Annotated in this window: 16 protein-coding genes and 1 pseudogene; 9 read left to right on the forward strand and 8 right to left on the reverse strand. The window is 43.4% G+C overall.

Annotation, left to right across the window (positions count from 1 at the left end; translation table 11 throughout):
• Positions 1-163: 163 nt before the first annotated feature.
• From V7K27_RS29285 to V7K27_RS29295, 3 genes are all read right to left on the reverse strand, one after another.
• Positions 164-526, reverse strand: a complete 363-nt coding sequence (locus V7K27_RS29285) for a DUF5615 family PIN-like protein (RefSeq protein WP_334951967.1) — start codon at positions 524-526, stop codon at positions 164-166.
• A 9-nt stretch (positions 527-535) separates the two neighbouring features.
• Complete coding sequence (locus V7K27_RS29290) at positions 536-766, reverse strand: DUF433 domain-containing protein (protein ID WP_196515084.1); 231 nt, start codon at positions 764-766, stop codon at positions 536-538.
• Positions 767-849: 83 nt separating this feature from the next.
• Positions 850-6,531: a PAS domain S-box protein gene (locus tag V7K27_RS29295; protein ID WP_334951969.1), complete on the reverse strand. Its 5,682-nt coding sequence runs from the start codon at positions 6,529-6,531 to the stop codon at positions 850-852.
• Between the two features lie 590 nt (positions 6,532-7,121).
• On the opposite strand from V7K27_RS29295, the gene V7K27_RS29300 reads away from it, so the two are divergent.
• Positions 7,122-7,646, forward strand: a complete 525-nt coding sequence (locus V7K27_RS29300; RefSeq protein ID WP_334951971.1) for an Hsp20/alpha crystallin family protein — start codon at positions 7,122-7,124, stop codon at positions 7,644-7,646.
• A gap of 162 nt (positions 7,647-7,808) precedes the next feature.
• On the forward strand, positions 7,809-8,066 hold the full coding sequence (locus V7K27_RS29305) for a hypothetical protein (protein WP_334951972.1): 258 nt from the start codon (positions 7,809-7,811) through the stop codon (positions 8,064-8,066).
• 16 nt (positions 8,067-8,082) lie between these two features.
• Here V7K27_RS29305 and V7K27_RS29310 read toward each other — a convergent pair whose 3' ends face one another.
• Positions 8,083-8,442: a Rieske (2Fe-2S) protein gene (locus V7K27_RS29310; RefSeq protein ID WP_334951973.1), complete on the reverse strand. Its 360-nt coding sequence runs from the start codon at positions 8,440-8,442 to the stop codon at positions 8,083-8,085.
• 52 nt (positions 8,443-8,494) lie between these two features.
• Between V7K27_RS29310 and V7K27_RS29315 the strand changes: the two genes are divergently transcribed.
• Both V7K27_RS29315 and V7K27_RS29320 read left to right on the forward strand, forming a co-directional pair.
• On the forward strand, positions 8,495-8,620 hold the full coding sequence (locus tag V7K27_RS29315; RefSeq protein ID WP_334951974.1) for a hypothetical protein: 126 nt from the start codon (positions 8,495-8,497) through the stop codon (positions 8,618-8,620).
• 132 nt (positions 8,621-8,752) lie between these two features.
• On the forward strand, positions 8,753-10,600 hold the full coding sequence (locus V7K27_RS29320) for a vWA domain-containing protein (RefSeq protein WP_334951975.1): 1,848 nt from the start codon (positions 8,753-8,755) through the stop codon (positions 10,598-10,600).
• A 466-nt stretch (positions 10,601-11,066) separates the two neighbouring features.
• On the opposite strand, the gene V7K27_RS29325 is transcribed toward V7K27_RS29320, so the two are convergent.
• Entirely contained in the window at positions 11,067-11,636 is a 570-nt protein-coding gene (locus V7K27_RS29325; protein ID WP_334951976.1) for a Uma2 family endonuclease, read from the reverse strand.
• A 154-nt stretch (positions 11,637-11,790) separates the two neighbouring features.
• On the opposite strand from V7K27_RS29325, the gene ureE reads away from it, so the two are divergent.
• The 3 genes from ureE to ureG all read left to right on the forward strand — a co-directional run bounded on the left by ureE (position 11,791) and on the right by ureG (position 13,608).
• Positions 11,791-12,237 carry an urease accessory protein UreE gene (ureE, locus tag V7K27_RS29330; RefSeq protein WP_334951978.1) on the forward strand — a complete coding sequence of 149 codons (447 nt, stop codon included), beginning with the start codon at positions 11,791-11,793 and terminating at the stop codon, positions 12,235-12,237.
• On the forward strand, positions 12,212-12,904 hold the full coding sequence (locus V7K27_RS29335; RefSeq protein ID WP_334951980.1) for an urease accessory protein UreF: 693 nt from the start codon (positions 12,212-12,214) through the stop codon (positions 12,902-12,904). Before ureE ends, V7K27_RS29335 begins: the two co-directional genes overlap by 26 nt.
• A 107-nt stretch (positions 12,905-13,011) precedes the next feature.
• Positions 13,012-13,608, forward strand: coding sequence for an urease accessory protein UreG (gene ureG, locus V7K27_RS29340; RefSeq protein WP_100901384.1), 597 nt, complete (start codon positions 13,012-13,014; stop codon positions 13,606-13,608).
• Between the two features lie 257 nt (positions 13,609-13,865).
• Here ureG and V7K27_RS29345 read toward each other — a convergent pair.
• Positions 13,866-14,522 (reverse strand): annotated as a pseudogene (locus tag V7K27_RS29345) (aminotransferase class III-fold pyridoxal phosphate-dependent enzyme); the annotation flags it as partial.
• A gap of 354 nt (positions 14,523-14,876) precedes the next feature.
• Between V7K27_RS29345 and V7K27_RS29350 the strand changes: the two are divergent.
• A complete protein-coding gene (locus V7K27_RS29350) occupies positions 14,877-15,233 on the forward strand; it encodes a hypothetical protein (protein ID WP_334951982.1) in 357 nt (118 codons plus the stop codon).
• A 288-nt stretch (positions 15,234-15,521) separates the two neighbouring features.
• Positions 15,522-15,662, forward strand: a complete 141-nt coding sequence (locus tag V7K27_RS29355) for a hypothetical protein (RefSeq protein WP_334951984.1) — start codon at positions 15,522-15,524, stop codon at positions 15,660-15,662.
• Here V7K27_RS29355 and V7K27_RS29360 read toward each other — a convergent pair.
• Together V7K27_RS29360 and V7K27_RS29365 are read right to left on the reverse strand one after the other, a co-directional pair.
• The gene (locus tag V7K27_RS29360) at positions 15,655-16,893 is read right to left on the reverse strand and encodes a M20 family metallopeptidase (RefSeq protein ID WP_334951986.1); all 1,239 of its coding nucleotides are present in this window, start codon (positions 16,891-16,893) and stop codon (positions 15,655-15,657) included. The genes V7K27_RS29355 and V7K27_RS29360 overlap by 8 nt on opposite strands.
• A 236-nt stretch (positions 16,894-17,129) precedes the next feature.
• The gene (locus V7K27_RS29365; protein WP_334951988.1) at positions 17,130-17,822 is read right to left on the reverse strand and encodes a DUF4337 domain-containing protein; all 693 of its coding nucleotides are present in this window, start codon (positions 17,820-17,822) and stop codon (positions 17,130-17,132) included.
• Positions 17,823-17,963: the final 141 nt, after the last annotated feature.

The raw sequence follows: 17,963 nt of genomic DNA on the forward strand, positions 1-17,963 counted from the left end.
AGTGGCTTAAATGACCCTTTGCGATCGCCCTCTTCTTTCTCTGCGCCTCTGTAGTTCGTTAAAAAGAGCGATCGCGGATGCCTGCGAAATCTCCACCGTGCGTAGGCGAAGCCCGCCGCAGGTATCGCTACGTTAAGCTACACTAACAATGAATCAACTTAACTTATATAGGTAATCGCCTTACCCGGAAAGTTTCATCACTGACAGAAATAATTGTCCCTACTTCTAAATCTGCCTGACATTCCCTTAAAACTTCTGTCAAACGCTCATTAATTGCGTTGTAATTTTCATTTCCTAATCTAAACAAAATTACACTGGGTAAATTATCCCCACTAGTGGCTAAAAGTTGGGCAAAATCGAAATCTACAGTTAATAAAATCCTCGCTTCTGTACGAGCTTTCACTAAAATCTGATTATCTGGTAGTCTTTGCAACCCTTCATCGCGCAAATGTACCACATCATAACCAGCATTACGCAACCAAGAGACAGTGCGTAGAGAAATTCCCATATCAGCTAAAAATTTCATTTTACTTAATTAAGCCGTTTTGAAGGGATAAACCCGTTCTTGAGTTAACCAAGCTGCGTAAAGTAAAGATTGACGAATATCCTCTGGTTCTAAATCAGGATATTCTTCTAAAATCTCCTCTACAGGTTTGCCATTAGCTACCAAATTAACCACCAATGAAACTGGAATCCGCATCCCGCGAATGCACGCTTGTCCCGCCATAATGTGAGGATTAAATGTAATTCTTTCCAGACCTAACATAAATTATTTTTTTGTAATATCTTCTAGTTTCTCATAAATTGCCTGAGTTATGAGATGCGCTAACCCTCTGAGTTTTTATCCCTTCAACACTTGCTAGTCAATTCCATAATTTTCTCAAACTGGAAATCATGAGCGAAATTCTTGATAAAATTTCGTAGTGCAGCATTTTCAGAAGGGATTTGCTCAATCAATTCTAAAATCAAGTCATCACTGCATTGGGCTGCGGCAGTGTACACCTGTTTCATCCATTCAGGCGACATTTCAGATAATAGAGTCACTAAATCCGTAAGCGTCAACGTTGATTCTATTTCCTGTTGCCTTGCATCTGCTATCTGATAGCTTTCTTCTTGATAAATATATTGAACTCCTAAATATTCGCTCAATTTCTCTAGTAATAGTTCCTCGCGGAAAGGCTTATTAATATAATCATCACAACCCGCTTTGATCATTGCCTCTCGCTGTTCCTCAAAGGCATTAGCAGTTAAGGCGATGATAATGGTCTTGTGATTTGGAATTGAGGTTTCTTCTCTAGCTTTAATAACTTTTGTGGCTTCATAGCCGTCCATAATCGGCATCCGCATATCCATTAAGATTAGGTGTGGTTGCCATGTCTGCCAAAGTGCGATCGCTTCAGTGCCATTTGTTGCTTCCTGGACTGCAAAACCAATAGATGTCAGAATTTTGATTAGCACTAAACGGCTGTCTATGGAGTCATCAACCACCAAAATGCGGTATTCGCTTTGAGCGGGCGCTAAACTCATAACTTGGCGTCTAGTTTGTTTGATCTGGATTTCGCTGGCTGCGGCTAGACCAATTTGAATATTAAAAGCAAATTTACTTCCCTCGCCAATAATGCTGGAGACGCTAATATTTCCCCCCATTAATTGTACGTATTTGCGACTAATTGCTAAACCTAGTCCTGTTCCCTGTTGCGATTTCCTTCCAGTTTCAGTTTGCCCAAAAGCTTCAAACAGCAAGTCAATTTCTTGTGGGGCAATACCGCGACCAGTGTCTTGTACCTCGAAGGAGAGATGAGGGGGATGAGGGGGATGAGGGGGATGAGGGGGATGAGGGGGATAAGAAAGATTTTGCTCCCCCTGCTCCCTCATCTCCCCCTGCTCCATTCCCACTCGCAGCGTCACCCTTCCAGTATCGGTAAATTTGATTGCATTTCCCAAGAGGTTAAGCAAGACTTGACGCAGTTTACTTTCGTCAGCTTGGATGTATTGGGGGAGGCGAGATGTATATTCAAAGACTAATTCTAATCCTTTGGAGGTGGCCCGGAAGCGCAACATCTCTTCGAGGTTTTCCAAGAGGCGAATTAAGTCAAAACTGTTGAGATTTAATGTTATTCTGCCAGCTTCGATTTTAGACATTTCCAAAATGTCGTTAATTAAGTTGAGGAGATGTTCGCCAGCACGATTGATGATTGTTAGATTTTGCTGATGTTCTGTAGATAAAGCACGATCGTGGCTCATCACTTGGGTAAAACCGAGAATAGCGTTGAGTGGGGTACGTAATTCGTGGCTCATGTTGGCAAGGAATTCGCTTTTGGCGCGGTTGGCAGCATCAGCAATGATCACAGCTTCTTGCAATGCTTGTGACTGCGTTTGGGTTTGCGCTAGCAATTGTGCCTGCCCAAAAGCAACACCCAACTGATTGCCAATTTGAACTACGATGTTGACTTCTTCTGGTTTCCATTGACGGGGAGCGGAATTTTGATAACTCGCTAGTAATCCCCAAAGCTGACTACCATATAAAATCGGGACAATAATGTAGGCTTTAGCCTGAAAGCGCTCTAAGAAATTGACATAAGCAGGATGAAACCCAGCGTTGTAAATGTCTGGGACACAGAGGAAATTTGCACCTGGTGTTGCTTGCAGATTCGGATCTTGCACCTGGTTATCCGCGCTAGCCAAAATTTTTGCTAGGCAATGGCCATCTTGGAAGACACCTTCTGTGAGATCAGGGTGATTTTTGTGTTCTTCAATCAGAGAAATCCAACCATTACCTACCGACTCGGAGAGAAATTCGCCACTCCAGTGAGGATTGAAACGATAGACAACAACCCGATCGCAATTGAGTACTTGCCGTAATTCTTGGGTTGTAGCCGCAAATATCGTCTCTAAATCCAGTGTTTGGCGCATCCTTTGAATTACTTGGGCGATCGCTCTTTCTCGTTCTGCACTCTCCCGTAATGCTTCTTCTGCCAATTTTCTCTCGGTAATATCTGTAATTGTACCGATGTAACCTTTAATTTCTCCATCATCTCCAAATTCTGGCAATGCTTGAGCAATTACCCAGACGACCGTACTATCATCACGCCAGAAGCGATGTTCGTACTTATACATTTTTTTAGCGGCTCTTGCTTGATTCCATACCAACAATAGCTGCTCGCGGTCGTCTGGATGTACAGCATTTACCCAAGCTGTTCCCAGAGACTCTTCTAAACTGCATCCAGTAATCTCACTCCAGCGTTGATTAAAATATAAAATATTGCCATCTATATCTGCGTGAAATATACAAGCTGGTGAGGCTTCTGCTAGAAGTTGATATCGCTGTTGACCTGACTGCAAAGCTAATTCGGCCAATTTGCGATCGTTAATATCTGCCCAATAACCAACGCATTCTATCGGGTAATCAGCTTCGTCACGGATTAACCTCATCTTTTCGTAAAACCAGTGATAAGTTCCGTCAGCGTGTAACCACCGGTATTCGTAGGAGATGTACTCCTGCTCAACAAGCTCGTTAAATTTTTCTGAGATCAGTTCAATATCTTGGGGGTGGACGTGCTGAAGCCAAAAACTGGAATCCTCGATAAATTCCCGCGCTTCGTAGCCCACCATTGCTTTAATGTTCTCACTGATAAAGGTAGTGCTAAAATCTTCTGATGTTTTGCTGCTATAAATGACTACAGGGCTGGAGGTGAGCAGATATTGCAGGCGTTCGTTGGCTAAACGTAATTCTTGTTCAACACGTTTGCGATAGCTAATTTCTACTAAAACACTGCCTATACCAGAGGGGCGATCGTCCTCACCAGGAATCGGAAAATAAGAAGCTAAGAAGTGGCGGATAATATCTGGTTGTTTAATTGATGCGCTGCTTAATTCTTGATTGAGAATGGGTTGACCAGTCAACAAAACCTGTTGATAGATTGGTTCCACTAGGGAGGCCATGTGGGGTAAGACTTCATAGATGGTCTTGCCAATATGATCTTGTTGAGGTAGTCCATTAATCTCCGCCAGTAATTGGTTGATTTGCACAAACCGCAGCTGGTTATCTACAATGTTCATGCCGACGGGAGCGCTGCTAAAAAAGGCATTCAGGCGAGCTTCTCTGAGTGCTAGTTCTTGTTCTAGAGTTTTGCGCTCAATCAACCCACCTAACTGAGCCGCAACAGCACTGACTAGCAAGAGCAAACGTCTATCTACCAATCCTGAGCTACGTTTAAAAAACACTAAAACAGCTAATACTTGGTTTCCAGCCAGTATGGGAACACCAAAACTAGCTTTTAATCCTACCTTTGCGGCTTGTGGCGATGCCTGGGTTGGGCTACGCCTACGCAAAAAAACTGGCTCTGTAACTTGCGAAACATCTTCTATCCATTCTGCTTCCTGGCTTTGCCAAACTCTTCCTGGTAGTCCCAATCCCAGAGCAAATTTCACAGTTTGGCTTTGGCGGCAGAATTCTGCTAAACTACTGTCCTCACCGTACCAGCTCAGACTGTGTTCTAAAACAGTACCATCTTTATTAGGTATCCATGCTTCACCAAAATCCCAGCCAATGGTGTGACAAATTAAGCGCAAGACCACTGCTAAAGCGCTATTGACATCACTGGCGCGAGCGATCGCTTGGGTTGTCAACAGTAGCAAACGGCTTTCATTTTCTGCCTGCTTGCGTTCAGTAATATCTTTCGCTGTGCCCAGTACGTACCATTGTCCATCAATCTCGATCATTTCCGCACTAAACAGTGTCGTCCTAATTTCTCCGGTTGAAGTGCAGACATCAACCTCGTAATTGCGGATGGCTTTTGTTTTTTGCAGCATCTGGGCGAGGAAATTATATTCTTCTGGATTCGCCCAAATATGCAATTCTTGATCGGTGCGATCAATCACCTGAGAACGAGAATAACCAAAAAACCGACAAAAGCTATCGTTAACTTCGATGTAGCGTTTGTTGCGAACAGTAATTAAGGCTATTGGATCGGGAGATGACCGAAAAGCTGATGCTAACTTTTCTTCAGAAGCCCGTCGTGCTGCTTCTGCGCGTTGGCGTTCTTTTGCCTCCAACACCAAAGATGTTAAATTGCCCAGAGAGCGAGCGAAATTTTGGTCTTCTAGCGTCCAATGATGAGTAACTCCCACTGCCTCCAGACATAAAACTCCTACGGTCTTGCCCTCTAGCCTAATAGGTGTATCGAGTATGGAAGTAATGTTTAATCTTGAGTAAAATGCCGAAAATTCTCTAGTTCTGGGATCGTTATGGGCATCATCTGCGGCGATTGGTTGGTTTTGCTGCAAAGCTGCAAAATAAGCTGGATAGTCTGCTACTACTAAGGAAAGTCCTTGGCTATGTTGATTGCGACTGGCCTCAAATAAGTCAAAACACTCAATTTTCATGCTTGTTTCGTCATACAGCCAGATACTAGTTCGTTCCACTCCAATATTTTGGACAGCTGTTTCTGTGATTTTACTCAAAGCTGCTTTCAAGTCACCCTGATAAAGCGTCTGATTTTGTGCCAGTTGGGTTAGCACTAGGTTATGATTGCGGAGCTTAATCGCGCTTTCTTGGAGTAATTTTTCTACTCCTCGACGCTGTGTAATATTACTAGCAGTACCTGTCATGCCTATAACCAGACCCTCTTCGTTGCGTAAGGCGATCGCATTAAACATTAGATAAAGTAAAGTACCATCTTTAGCGACACAGGTAGTTTCATGCTGAAAGATCGGCTTTAAGAGAAAAACACGCTCAAAGGCTACTTTATCTTGAGCAACTTGTGTAGGCGAGATAAAATCAGTCAAGGTACGCCCGATCATTTCCTGGGGTTCGTAGCCATAAATCTGCTTGACTGCCGGGTTGACAAAGGTAATTAGTCCATCAATATCCACCGACCAGATCATATCCTGGGATGTCTCCACTAACTGGCGATATTGACTTTCACTCTTTTTCAATGCGGCTTCGACTAAAAGGCGATCGCCCTTGGCGTTGGGGTAGCGATCGCTTTGGTAAACTTCTTTACAACAGGCTGTGCCAATGCTAACAGGAATTTGTTGGGAAATCTCTTCTAATTGTTTGTTCCGAATATTTAACTCAACAGCAACCCGTTGACGCTCTTTAATCTCCTGTTGCAGTTGGGCATTTTGTTCTTTAAACTGTTTTTTCAGCCTTTGGAGAGTCAGTTGATTTTGGATGCGTAATAAAACTTCTTTAGTTTGGAATGGTTGAGTAATATAGTCAATATCGCCTAAATCAAAAACGTTTATTTTTTCAGATAATTCATCTAAAACACCGAAAAAAATGATCGGAATCTCTTGAGTTTTCTGGTTAGCTTTCAAATGTTGACAAACTTCATAACCATCCATCTCTGACATGAGAACGTCTAGCAAAATCAAATCAGGGGGAGAAGCCAGCGCCATATTGATTGCTAATTGTCCAGAAATGGCACTTTGCACCTGATAACCTTGGTGTTGGAGGATGTCTGATAAAAAATATAAATTGTCTAGATTATTATCAACTAGTAAAATTTTTATTTTTTGAGCATTCATATCAGTTACTAAGTTACAGGAATAAATTATTGAATCAAACTAAACATGAAATCAGAAAGCAAAACTCTGTTATAAGATTGTAAATAAAATTATCGTATCTTACCACCATACTTCAGCGCCGCGTGTATGGAAAAGTTGCAGATGAAGTAGGATAACTAGTTAATACTGCCAAATCTCTGTGACGCAAGCTCGGAATACAAAGATACAGCAAAGCGGATATCGCCCATACACCGTGCTGATTCGATCCGATTGGTAATGGCATCAACTCCCCAGCCATTAAACCCGCGATAACATACGCTCTGGGGCAATTCATGAATTGCCCCTAAGAAGAAAATCATTCTTTTCGGCTATTGTTTGGGTAAGTCCTGCTTTTTTTGTTTTATACGGTAAATCCAACCTATGTCTGTACGGTTTACCCAACTGTTTTTAGATTTTTATTTTATTAAATTACTTACTAGAGAGAAGAAACAAAGCTCTTCTCGAAAAAACTAGAGGTTCGATAATTGCTTAAATATCTGAAACCTCTAAATACCTCTAAACTTTGTTTGATTACCCAAACTTGAATTAGAAAGTTAAGGAGAGATTGAGATATGGCATTCATTCGTTGGGAACCATTGCGTGAAATGGAGATTCTGCGTCGTCAAATGGATCAACTATTCTCTGAGCTTACAGCAGCCGAGCGCGGCAACTCCGAGATTTCTCCATCACCGAGAACAGCGTGGGTTCCTGCTGTGGAATTATCTGACAATGGTTCCGAGTTGCTATTAAGAGTTGAGATTCCAGGCGTGGAAGGTAAAGACCTGGATGTTCAAGTTACTCAAGATGCAGTTTCGATTGCTGGTGAGCATCGTTACGAAAAACATTCCCAATCTAACGCTAAAGTTCATTCAGAATTCCGGTATGGCAACTTCACCAGAGTAATTGCTCTGCCAACCAAAGTTCAGAATCAACAAGTTAAGGCAGACCTGAAAGATGGGATTTTAATTTTGACTTTACCCAAACTGGAGCAAGAGCAGAGCAAGGTATTCAAAGTTAATTTAGGTCAATCTCAAAGTGCTACAGCTTCCATAGAAGCTGACAATGGCAACACACAACCCAACATTATATCACAATAAAGCGTTCAAACTTCTGAGAAGATGTTCTATTGATTCAATGGTTCCTATATCTTTGAAATAGGTCAATTTTGATAGAAACCCCAGCCGATGAGTTTAGCTGGGGTTTTTATTGCTTTTTTTACCAGCCCTTTCGAGGCGGGAGTGGGGAGTAGGGAGTGGGGAGTGGGGAGTGGGGAACAAAAGAGAAAACTAGAGATAGAAAAGTTGGTTTTAAGCCTCGCCCGATGCGATGCCTGTAGCTCTGCCGAAGGGTTAAGCGAAAAAATCCCTATTTTTCAAGGTAGGTTGAAACCCCGATGCCAGTTCTCTCAAGTCGGGAAACCCGCCCACGAGACTGGCTCCCCGATGTTAAGCAGCTTAGTTTCCCTACTCCCTACTCCCTACTCCCTACTCCCCATTCATTCACCACTGTTTCGGTAAATTCAGTGAGAGGGTGCTATCCCTCTTGCACATCAACCCAAATACTGCCTTCTTCCACACGAATTGGAAATACTGGCAGTGGCTTTGGTTGTGAAACCAACGAGAGTAATTTACCTACACCAGGTGGCCAGGAACACCAGTCTTCTACCTCACCAGTCCGCAGGTCAAAAGCACTGTGATGGAAGGAACAAACAATTGCCCCACTTTCAGTGATTTTCCCACTTTTCAGTGGTAATTTCATGTGAGGACAGGTGTTATCTACAGCATAAAGCTGACTTTCGTGATTCAAAAGCAGAATTTTCCGATTACCAACTTTCACTACTTCTCGCGTACCTGGGGAAAGTGCTTCGACTGCAAGAACTTTAGTCCAACTCATTAGGTTCTCCTCTCCTAATATATCTGCTTTCAGTTTCCCGCAATTGTGACCAGTGCGATCGCCTTTCAGTTGTGGAAGTAGGGAGTGGGGAGTGGGGAGTGGGGAGTGGGGAGTAGGGAAGGATTCCGAAGGAGCGATGTCTACGACGGGCTTTGCCTACGCTGGTGAGATGCCATAACTATAAAATATGACATTAAATTTTATTGTGATACTGAATAAACTGATTTCTGGGTAAACTAAAAAGAGCGCTTCCTGTCCCAGCATCATCAGGATTGTGGCTGATAACAAACAATTTTGAGCGATATAAAAAATGATTAAGACAAGTTACGAATTTGACCAGTCTATCCTCCCCGCAGGATCATCATTAAAGACTAATATTCTGCTACGTTTTCGGGCTGAGGTAGCTGAATCTCCCCGACGTCACCTTAACCTTTCTCTGGTAATTGACCGTTCCGGCTCTATGGCTGGCGCTCCTTTGCATCACGCACTCAAAGCCGCTGAGTCTGTGGTGGATCAACTTGAGCCAGATGACATTCTCTCAGTAGTTGTTTACGACGATGAAGTGGATAGCGTTGTGCCACCCCAAGCTGTGACTAACAAGGCTGCACTGAAAAATTCTATCCGCAAGGTTAGAGCCGGCGGTATTACCAACTTATCGGGGGGATGGCTCAAAGGCTGTGAACATGTAAAGACGCGACTTGATCCGCAAAAAATAAATCGTGTTCTCCTGCTTACCGATGGTCACGCCAATATGGGCATTCAAGACCCGAAGATACTTACGGCGACATCGGGGCAAAAGGCTGAGGAAGGCATTATCACAACTACGTTAGGTTTTGCTCAGGGTTTCAATGAAGACCTGCTGATTGGGATGGCAAGAGCCGCCACGGGCAACTTCTACTTCATTCAAAGCATCGACGAAGCAACAGAAGTGTTTAGTATTGAGCTAGACAGTCTCAGAGCAGTAGTGGGACAAAACCTGAAGGTGACACTTGAGTTGGCTGATGGTGTCAGCCTTGTTGATACCTTAAGTCTTGCTAAAGTTAGCCAGAATGAGGCTTCTCAAGCTGTCCTCACCTTGGGAGAGCTTTATGAGGGCGAAGACAAACTTCTGGGTTTGAGTTTGCTGATATCAAGCGCTCAAATTGGTGAGTTACCTGTGATGAAACTGCATTACAGCGCCGATGTTGTGCAAGATGACCTGATTCAAACCGTATCAGGTAGAGTAGATATCGTCGCCAAAGTTGGCACTGTTGAGGAAGCAGCTTTTGCCTCTACGAGCCAGATCATTATTGAACTGAGTCGCCTGACGATCGCTAAGGCTAAAGAAATTGGACTGAATCTAGCTGAACATGGCAAGCATCAGGAAGCTGAACAAACCCTGCGGGCGCTTGTGAAAGATTTGCGAGATAAAGGGTTGAACGAGAATTTTGAAATTGCTGAAGAGATCGATCAGCTTGAGTATTTTGCAGGTCGGATCGCCCAAAAAGCTCTAGGCAATGCCGGACGTAAAGAGATGCGGGATCAGTCTTACCAGACGATGACGCGCAATCGCAGCGATCTTGTGGGTCGCGGTGTCACTGCTGGCGATGAAGTGTACACGATACCGATTGTGAATGAAGTCGGTTCAGGTGTTGAATTGTACTGCGTTCGTGAAGGGGGTAAACTGCGGATCAAAGTCATGTCCGAAGTCTACGATTCAACCAAAAACATCCAGTTTCCTCGCGCCATTCGTGCCGAGGGAGGACGCTATGTTGTTGAAGGACTGGAACTCTCAAGCGATCGCACTTTCTACCGTGTACGTGGTAATATCACCCGTTTTGCTCAACCCGGTAAAGCAGACATCTTCGTTGCCCCTAGACAATCGAATCTAACTAACACAGGCAAAGCTTCCAAAGGCCCTGCTAGTGCCGCCGATCTGGCCACAACTGACAGTGTAGGGGACAGCATTTTAGTTCAGTGTGTCAAAGATGGCAGCAAGCTGCGTGCTAGGGTAGTTTCCGACGGATATGAACCGGATTGGAATATGCGTTTTCCGCGATCGGTTCGTGAGGAAGGAATGCTTTACCTCGTTGATGAAGTCAAAACCGCACCTGATGGGAAGTCCTATATTGCCTGTGGTGAAATTAAGCGATTTGTCCAACCCACTACTACCAATTGAGTAGCCTTTCAAAGTGACTGATAAAATCTTTGCTTTCCTCTCTGCGTTACGGACACTTTGCTCAAGTCAAGCCAGCCGCTTGCGGGGGTTCCCCCTGTTGTGCGGACTGGCGTGGGAAACCCGCCCACGCAAGTGTCCTCCTCTGTGCCTCTGTGGTTCAATAAATCACTTTTAAACCGCAGAGGCGCAGAGTACACAGAGAAAAGAGGAATTATTGCCCAAAATTTTACCCACCTTGAAAGGGTTATTCCTAATTACGCCTCGATCGCAGGGTTATAATCCAATACAGTTCAGTTAAGCATTTCTTCCTTCTCTTTCTTCTTTTTCTTCTCTTCCTTTGCGTCCTTCGCGTCCTTCTCTACGAGACGCTGCGCGAACGCGGTTCGTTAAAAAAATTTACTTTGACAAAGAGTTAAGCCTTAACTGAACCGTATAATTCTTCTGATAAATCTTCTCGAATTTGTTATTATTCAGGAAAAAAGCAACGGATAGAACAACAAAATCCGGGTAAAAGTGGTGATGTAATTTCATCATCGCCTAACAAAGTAGGAACTAAAACCAATTGTGCTTTTTCTCGCCGATAAACTTCGACTTGTTGAGTGAAGCGATCAACAATCCAATATTCACGCACGCCTTGAACTGAATAAAGTTTCAGTTTTGCTTCTTTGTCTCGAAATTCATTTTGTTTACCAGGGGATAAAACCTCTATCACTAACTCTGGTGCGCCTGTCAAATGTCCTGCTTGATCTTCAATTTGCGCCAGTCGTTCTCGACTTACCCAAACTACATCCGGTATGACGCTATCTGCTTGCGAAAAAATCACTCCTGGAGCCACAATTGTTTCTCCTAAACCACTCGAATCTGACCAAACATCGAGTTGTCGAGAAATTTTAACACAAACTTGTTGATGACGGCGGTGAGGAGTGCCAGTCACAAAGAGTTCTCCATTAATAATTTCATAGCGTGTCCACTCATTTTCGGGTAGAACCTCTAAATCCTGAATTGTCCAGCGTACTCCCTCAATGGCTTGGTTCATGATTGTCACCGTTTGGCTGGTTGCCTTTCTTTGTTTAATTTTATCTTTCCTTCGGGCAAGGCAGCTATGATGTTTAAAATAATTCGTAATTCGTAATTCGTAATTCGTTAAATTAGAACCATAATGAAAAGCGGAAGATCAGGCGAAACTCTGTATGCTGACATTTACCCAACTTAAACCACCTAATCACGATGCCGCAGTCACTTTTACTCTGGCGCTGACAGCAGAAGAACGTACCCGCAGTCGTCATCGCTTTGAAACGGCAGATGGTAAGGTTGTGTTTTTACATTTACCCAGAGGAACTGTGTTACATGATGGCGATATTCTGCAAGAAGAAACCCATAGCAGTTTAATCAGAATTACTGCCAAACCAGAACTAGTGCTGACTGCCTTTGCCCAAACACCACTATTATTATTACGGGCGGCATACCATTTGGGAAATCGTCATATACCTGTAGAAATTACTCCGACTTATTTACGCTTGTCCTCAGATTCTGTTTTACGCACAATGTTAGAACAACTGGGGTTAGAAGTTAAAGAAGAAATTTTACCGTTTCAGCCAGAATTGGGAGCTTATGGACAACACTATCATGCTCAGTGATAGCCATCTTTTGAGTATTTTACAGCTGGCTAGCCCCGCTTTGCCTGTGGGAGCATATAGCTATTCTGAAGGCTTGGAAATGTTGGTAGAAAATGGTACGATCGCTAACCAGATACATCTCAAAGATTGGCTAAAAGCAGAGTTGCTCTACGGGGCAATTCGGTTAGAGGCGGCGGTGATGGTACGATCGCAGCAAGCTGCAAAAATGGGTGATGTGGAGTCGCTATGCAATTGGAATCTCTGGTTATCGGCTGCTAGGGAAACAGAAGAATTACGCGCCTCTAGTTGGCAGATGGGGCGATCGCTGATCCAATTACTTGGTAAACTAGAACCACAGATTATGCCTATTGTCAATGCTGTCGGTAATCCTTGCAATTATGCGATCGCTTTTGGCATTGCCGTTGCCCATTGGCAAATCAGTATCAAAGCCGCATTACTCGGATATCTGCATAGTTGGGCAAGTAATTTGATTACTGCTGGCGTCAAACTTATTCCCCTTGGACAAACAGCAGGACAGCAGTTATTGCTAGATTTGCAACCATTACTTAGTGCGGTGGCATTGGAAATTCTCGCGTTGGAGGATGATCAACTCGCCTGTTGTAGTTGGGGTTTGTCACTGGCGAGTATGCAGCATGAAACGCAGTATACAAGGTTGTTTAGGAGTTAGTCATTTGTCATTGGTCATTTGTCATTGGTCATTCGTCAAAAACTAAGAACTAATAACCATCTTCCAAGGAAAAGTGACAAAGGACAAAGGACAAAGGACAAATAAGAATGAATGCATTTCGAGTGGGGGTTGCTGGTCCAGTGGGTTCGGGGAAGACGGCTTTGGTGGATGCTTTGTGCAAGGGATTGCGTGAGCAGTATCAGATTGCGGTGGTGACGAATGATATTTATACTCAGGAGGATGCTCAGTTTTTAGTGCGTTCTCAGGCGTTGGCAAGCGATCGCATTTTGGGTGTAGAAACTGGTGGTTGTCCTCACACTGCTATCCGCGAAGATGCTTCGATGAATTTGGCAGCAATTGAACAGTTAGAGGAACGTTTTATCGATTTGGATTTGGTATTTTTGGAAAGTGGCGGCGATAATTTGGCTGCTACTTTTAGTCCAGAATTGGTGGATTTAACGATTTACGTCATCGATGTTGCAGCAGGTGATAAAATTCCCCGCAAGGGCGGACCCGGCATTACTAAATCTGATTTGTTGGTGATTAATAAAACCGATCTTGCACCCTATGTTGGTGCAGATTTAAGTGTGATGGAACGAGATGCTAAAAAAATGCGCGGTGATAAACCTTTTATTTTTACTAATTTAAAAACTCAGTCTGGACTTGCAGATGTAATTAACTTTGTTTGCACAAATATCTGTTAAAAATCAAATGATCGGGATTGTTTCGCTCAACTCTCTGGCTTTTCACGGCATCTGGAAAACCTCTCTCTAAGAGGATGTTTGAAAAGTCCTCTTCTCGGTAATAAAACGTTCTAGATCCCCCTAAATCCCCCGATAAATTGGGGGACTTTAATTCCAGTTCCCCCCTTTTTAAGGGGGGTTAGGGGGGATCAACAAGTGCCTAAAATCACAGCTAACTACTTTTCAAACAACCTCTAAATCTCTCTCCTAGAAGGAGAGAGACTTTTGGCGATACCTTTGGCTGTAGTAATAATATCAGGCATCACACCCCAATGCTCGATCGCAAATAAGCGACCAGTCCGCCCCATTCCTGATTGCACTTCATCCACTACCATCAGAATACCGTGGCGATCGCAAATATCCCGAATCCTTTTTAAGAATCCATCTTCGGGTACGATATACCCACCTTCTCCTTGAATTGGTTCAACTACGATCGCTGCTACTTCTTGCGGTGGTAAAATTGTGCTAAATAGCTGTTGTTCCAAGTAATCTAAACTAGCGTGAGTGCCGTAGGGTATATGAGTTATCCCAGGAACTAAAGGCCCAAAATTAGCTCGCTGCACTGTTTTGGAACCCGTAAGAGACATTGCCCCATAGGTGCGTCCGTGAAATGCACCTAAAAAAGCTACGATTAGCGATCGCTTGCTGTAATATCGAGCTAGTTTGATTGCTCCTTCGTTAGATTCTGCCCCGGAATTGGTGAAAAATACTTTTGCGGGAAATCCAGTGTGACTCTGTGGCTGAGGAAAAGGGGCGCGAATCGCTAATTGTTCCGCTAGTTCCACCATCGGTTCATAATAAAAATCCGTCCCCGACATGTGCAGCAAACGCGCCGACTGTTCTTGAATTGCTTTGACGACTTCTGGGTGGGCGTAGTTTTTTCAATTTTTTAAAGATTACTGATGATTAAACCCTAAGATGTGATAATTTAAAGTAGCATTTGATTCCATTGGTGTAGAAATTACGCATTTACCGAAAAAGCTTCATAGTAAAGATTTTCGTATTTTCTAAGACTTTGCCCGTTTTTATAACACAACTTCTGCGATCGCGTCATATTATATTTTTTAAAACAAGGATAAAGCTTCACTATTGGATGTCAGGGTACAAGCTACAGAAGATTTGCAGAAGAAAGTGTATTAAATCCACAGGAGAATTGCTATATGCAAAAATTAATAAAAGTCTCTGAGATAATCAACCAATGACTTGGGTATCTGGACAAAAGTTACACCGTGATAGTCGCATTTGTTGCTTTTGCGACTCCAATAGTTAGTTTTGAAGTCGCATTTGTTGCTTTTGCGACTCCAATAGTTAGTTTTGAAGTCACATTAGTTGCTTTTGCGACTCCAATAGTTAGTTTTGAAGTCACATTTGTTGCTTTTGCGACTCCAATAGTTAGTTTTGAAGTCGCATTAGTTGCTTTTGCGACTACAAAAGTTATTTTAGGAATAGCCAGTGTTATTGTTGCTGGTGAGTTGCACTTTATGGCACAAAACTCACATCAAAAAGCTGCTAATTTACAGCAGTTTTCATGTCTTAGAACCACATCTGTCGTAGGGGTACAGCATTGCTCATTGGTGTCAACTTAAGCTAGAAATCGCTTGTTGACTTCCACGCCCGCCCAGAAATAAATTTCTTTGGCTTTTAGTCCAAGTCTACTGAAGTAGACTAAAGACTTCTCAGATTATTAAGTCATCTAAAGATTGACTTGAGCTATTAGCAAGGAACTTCAGTTCCTTGTGGGACATAAGTTTTACGTTAAGTTGACACGTATGAGCATTGCTGTACCCCTACCGCATGGTCTATTTACCTATTGACTCAGAGCAACTAAATTTATTTATGGGCTTGGTAAATTTTTGACTTTTGACTTTTGACTTTTGACTTCCCCGAAGGGGCTGACTCTTGTTTCATCTGATAGCGACTTTGAGCGAATGCGACAAGTCAGAGAAATTTCTTGGGAAAGTTGCGTGGAAATTAAGCAGGGTAAAAAAACATCTAATTTCCACCCACTCAACTAAAAAACTTCTCTACACATCTCACAAATATCTCCACACCCATTCCCAAGGCGGTTTCGTCAAAATCAAACCGGGGATGATGATGGGGATACGCCAAATCTTTCTCTGGATTCGCAGAACCTAAAAAGAAATAGCAACCAGGAACCTCTTGCAAGAAGAATGACATATCTTCAGCAGCCATAGTTTGGCATTCTGGCACAATACCCATCGGGGTTTCTACCACTTCTTCTGCTACTGTTCGCACCAATTCTGCTATCTTAATATCATTAATAACTGGTGGATAAAGTGACCAATATTCTAAGTCATAATTCGCACCCTGACTTTGACAAATTCCGGCAATAATCTGCTCGACACGTTGATCAAAAAAGCCTTTCAAACTCGGATTAAAATATCTGACAGTGGCACTCATTCTCGCCGTATCAGCAATCACATTCCGCTTGGTTCCAGCATGAAGTTCGCCCACTGTCACCACTGCTGAATCAATGGGATTAACATTCCGAGCGACAATGGTTTGCAAAGCATTTACGATTTGGGCAGCAACTACCACCGAGTCAACAGTTTGATGGGGTAGTGCGCCGTGTCCACCTTTGCCCAAAATTGTGCAGTTAAAGCACTCCACAGCTGCCATCAACGCCCCAGCACGTACACCCACTGTTCCCAAGGGCAAATTATTCCACAAGTGCAAACCGATAATCGCGTCAACATCAGGATTTTTCAGAACTCCAGCTTCAATCATCGGCTTTGCGCCTCCTGGTGATTCTTCTGCTGGCTGAAAGATAATTTTCACAGTACCAGAGAAGTCTTGGCGATGCTGCTGGAGATGGTAAGCTGTACCTAAAGCGATCGCAGTATGTCCATCATGTCCACAAGCGTGCATCACTCCATCATGCTGCGATTTGTACGGCACTTCGTTGAGTTCTTGGATTGGCAAAGCATCCATATCTGCCCGAATCGCTAAAACTTGGGGAGTCGGGAGTGGGGAGTGGGGAGTGGGAAGTTTGCTACCTTTGATGGTGGCAACAATCCCAGTGTGGGCAATGCCAGTTTGATGCTCAATTCCCCATTCTTGCAGCTTTTGTGATACAAACTCAGCAGTCAGTTTTTCTTGAAAACCCAACTCTGGTTGTTGATGCAATCGCCGCCGCCACTCTACTAATTGCGGTTGCAATGAACGGATTGTCAGTCGAATGCGAGATAGGTCAACAGAAGAGGCATTGGGAAAGGTAGAAACCATTATAAAGACAAACTAGTTTAAGTACAGCTAACGCAAGTTTATTTTCCTAGTTTATCGTAGGGAATGGGGACTAGTGGGGATGAGTCAGAATCTTGTTAAGGAACGTGGATTAAATAAAATGCAAAACTTCATTCTATCTCTAGCTTCCCTCTCCTTTATAAGGAGAGGGATTGAGGGTGAGGTAAGCCAGGAACATAAATTCTATGTTATTTAATTCTTATTCCTAATCAATCAATTCACAAGACTTTGGGATTTGGGGAAATGCGAGTGGAAAGCAGTATTTTTTTTTCGGCTGGCTTTTCTAAGAAGTTTTCGGATAGTAATTTGGTCAAAGCATCGGGATGTAGTTGCCAGTTTAATAATCCAGATAACCCCATGACCAAGCCAAATATAGTTGGAACCAAGGCGAGGTAAAACAACCATTTTTTCTGAGATAGAGATGTGATGGCAAATAGCGAGACAGACAGCGATAAGGAGGCATCAGCTAAGTCAAACTGGTCGTCATGGTAATTCAGCTGGTCATAGGTTGTTTGGTCTTTTTCGGCGACTACCTTCTGTTCCTGCTTTTTCTGGTCTTCTTTATCAGCAATTACTTGATAAGCCGCAATCTGTTTTTCATAGTCAGCCCTCACCGCAGAAGTTTGAGAAAGAGATTGCAATTTGAGTTGCGTCACATTAGATTTGGCTATTTCTTCACGAATATTACGAGCCTGGTATAACGCCCAATCGTCAACTTTATTTGCTTGAGCTTGCTGCATTGCCTGAACCAGATTATCGTCTTTGACTTTGCATATTCCTATAAAGGTTGCGATCAATGCAACTGCAATTGCAACAGCACTATTTAAACGACTTTTGCGTTTTTCACGGTTAGCTGACGTTTCGGGTTCATCGTTTTCCGGCTCAACCAGGTCAATCGGGTTTATGTCCATATTGTTATACCAATTTCACAACCCTTTTCGGGGTGGGAGTGGGGAGTAGGGAGTGGGGAGTGGGGAGTGGGGAGTGGGGAGTGGGGAGTGGGGAGTGGGGAGTGGGGAGTGGGGAGTGGGGAGTGGGGAGTGGGGAGTGGG

It is taken from the genome of Nostoc sp., assembly GCF_036919575.1.
In the GTDB taxonomy this organism is placed as follows: Bacteria; Cyanobacteriota; Cyanobacteriia; order Cyanobacteriales; family Nostocaceae; genus Nostoc.

What these genes read in the sequence shown, in the direction of transcription:
- V7K27_RS29285 (WP_334951967.1), bottom strand. Translation starts at nt 526, where the DNA reads ATGAAATTTTTAGCTGATATGGGAATTTCTCTACGCACTGTCTCTTGG.
- V7K27_RS29290 (WP_196515084.1), bottom strand. Translation starts at nt 766, where the DNA reads ATGTTAGGTCTGGAAAGAATTACATTTAATCCTCACATTATGGCGGGA.
- V7K27_RS29295 (WP_334951969.1), bottom strand. Translation starts at nt 6,531, where the DNA reads ATGAATGCTCAAAAAATAAAAATTTTACTAGTTGATAATAATCTAGAC.
- V7K27_RS29300 (WP_334951971.1), top strand. Translation starts at nt 7,122, where the DNA reads ATGGCATTCATTCGTTGGGAACCATTGCGTGAAATGGAGATTCTGCGT.
- V7K27_RS29310 (WP_334951973.1), bottom strand. Translation starts at nt 8,442, where the DNA reads ATGAGTTGGACTAAAGTTCTTGCAGTCGAAGCACTTTCCCCAGGTACG.
- V7K27_RS29320 (WP_334951975.1), top strand. Translation starts at nt 8,753, where the DNA reads ATGATTAAGACAAGTTACGAATTTGACCAGTCTATCCTCCCCGCAGGA.
- V7K27_RS29325 (WP_334951976.1), bottom strand. Translation starts at nt 11,636, where the DNA reads ATGAACCAAGCCATTGAGGGAGTACGCTGGACAATTCAGGATTTAGAG.
- ureE (WP_334951978.1), top strand. Translation starts at nt 11,791, where the DNA reads ATGCTGACATTTACCCAACTTAAACCACCTAATCACGATGCCGCAGTC.
- V7K27_RS29335 (WP_334951980.1), top strand. Translation starts at nt 12,212, where the DNA reads ATGGACAACACTATCATGCTCAGTGATAGCCATCTTTTGAGTATTTTA.
- ureG (WP_100901384.1), top strand. Translation starts at nt 13,012, where the DNA reads ATGAATGCATTTCGAGTGGGGGTTGCTGGTCCAGTGGGTTCGGGGAAG.
- V7K27_RS29360 (WP_334951986.1), bottom strand. Translation starts at nt 16,893, where the DNA reads ATGGTTTCTACCTTTCCCAATGCCTCTTCTGTTGACCTATCTCGCATT.
- V7K27_RS29365 (WP_334951988.1), bottom strand. Translation starts at nt 17,822, where the DNA reads ATGGACATAAACCCGATTGACCTGGTTGAGCCGGAAAACGATGAACCC.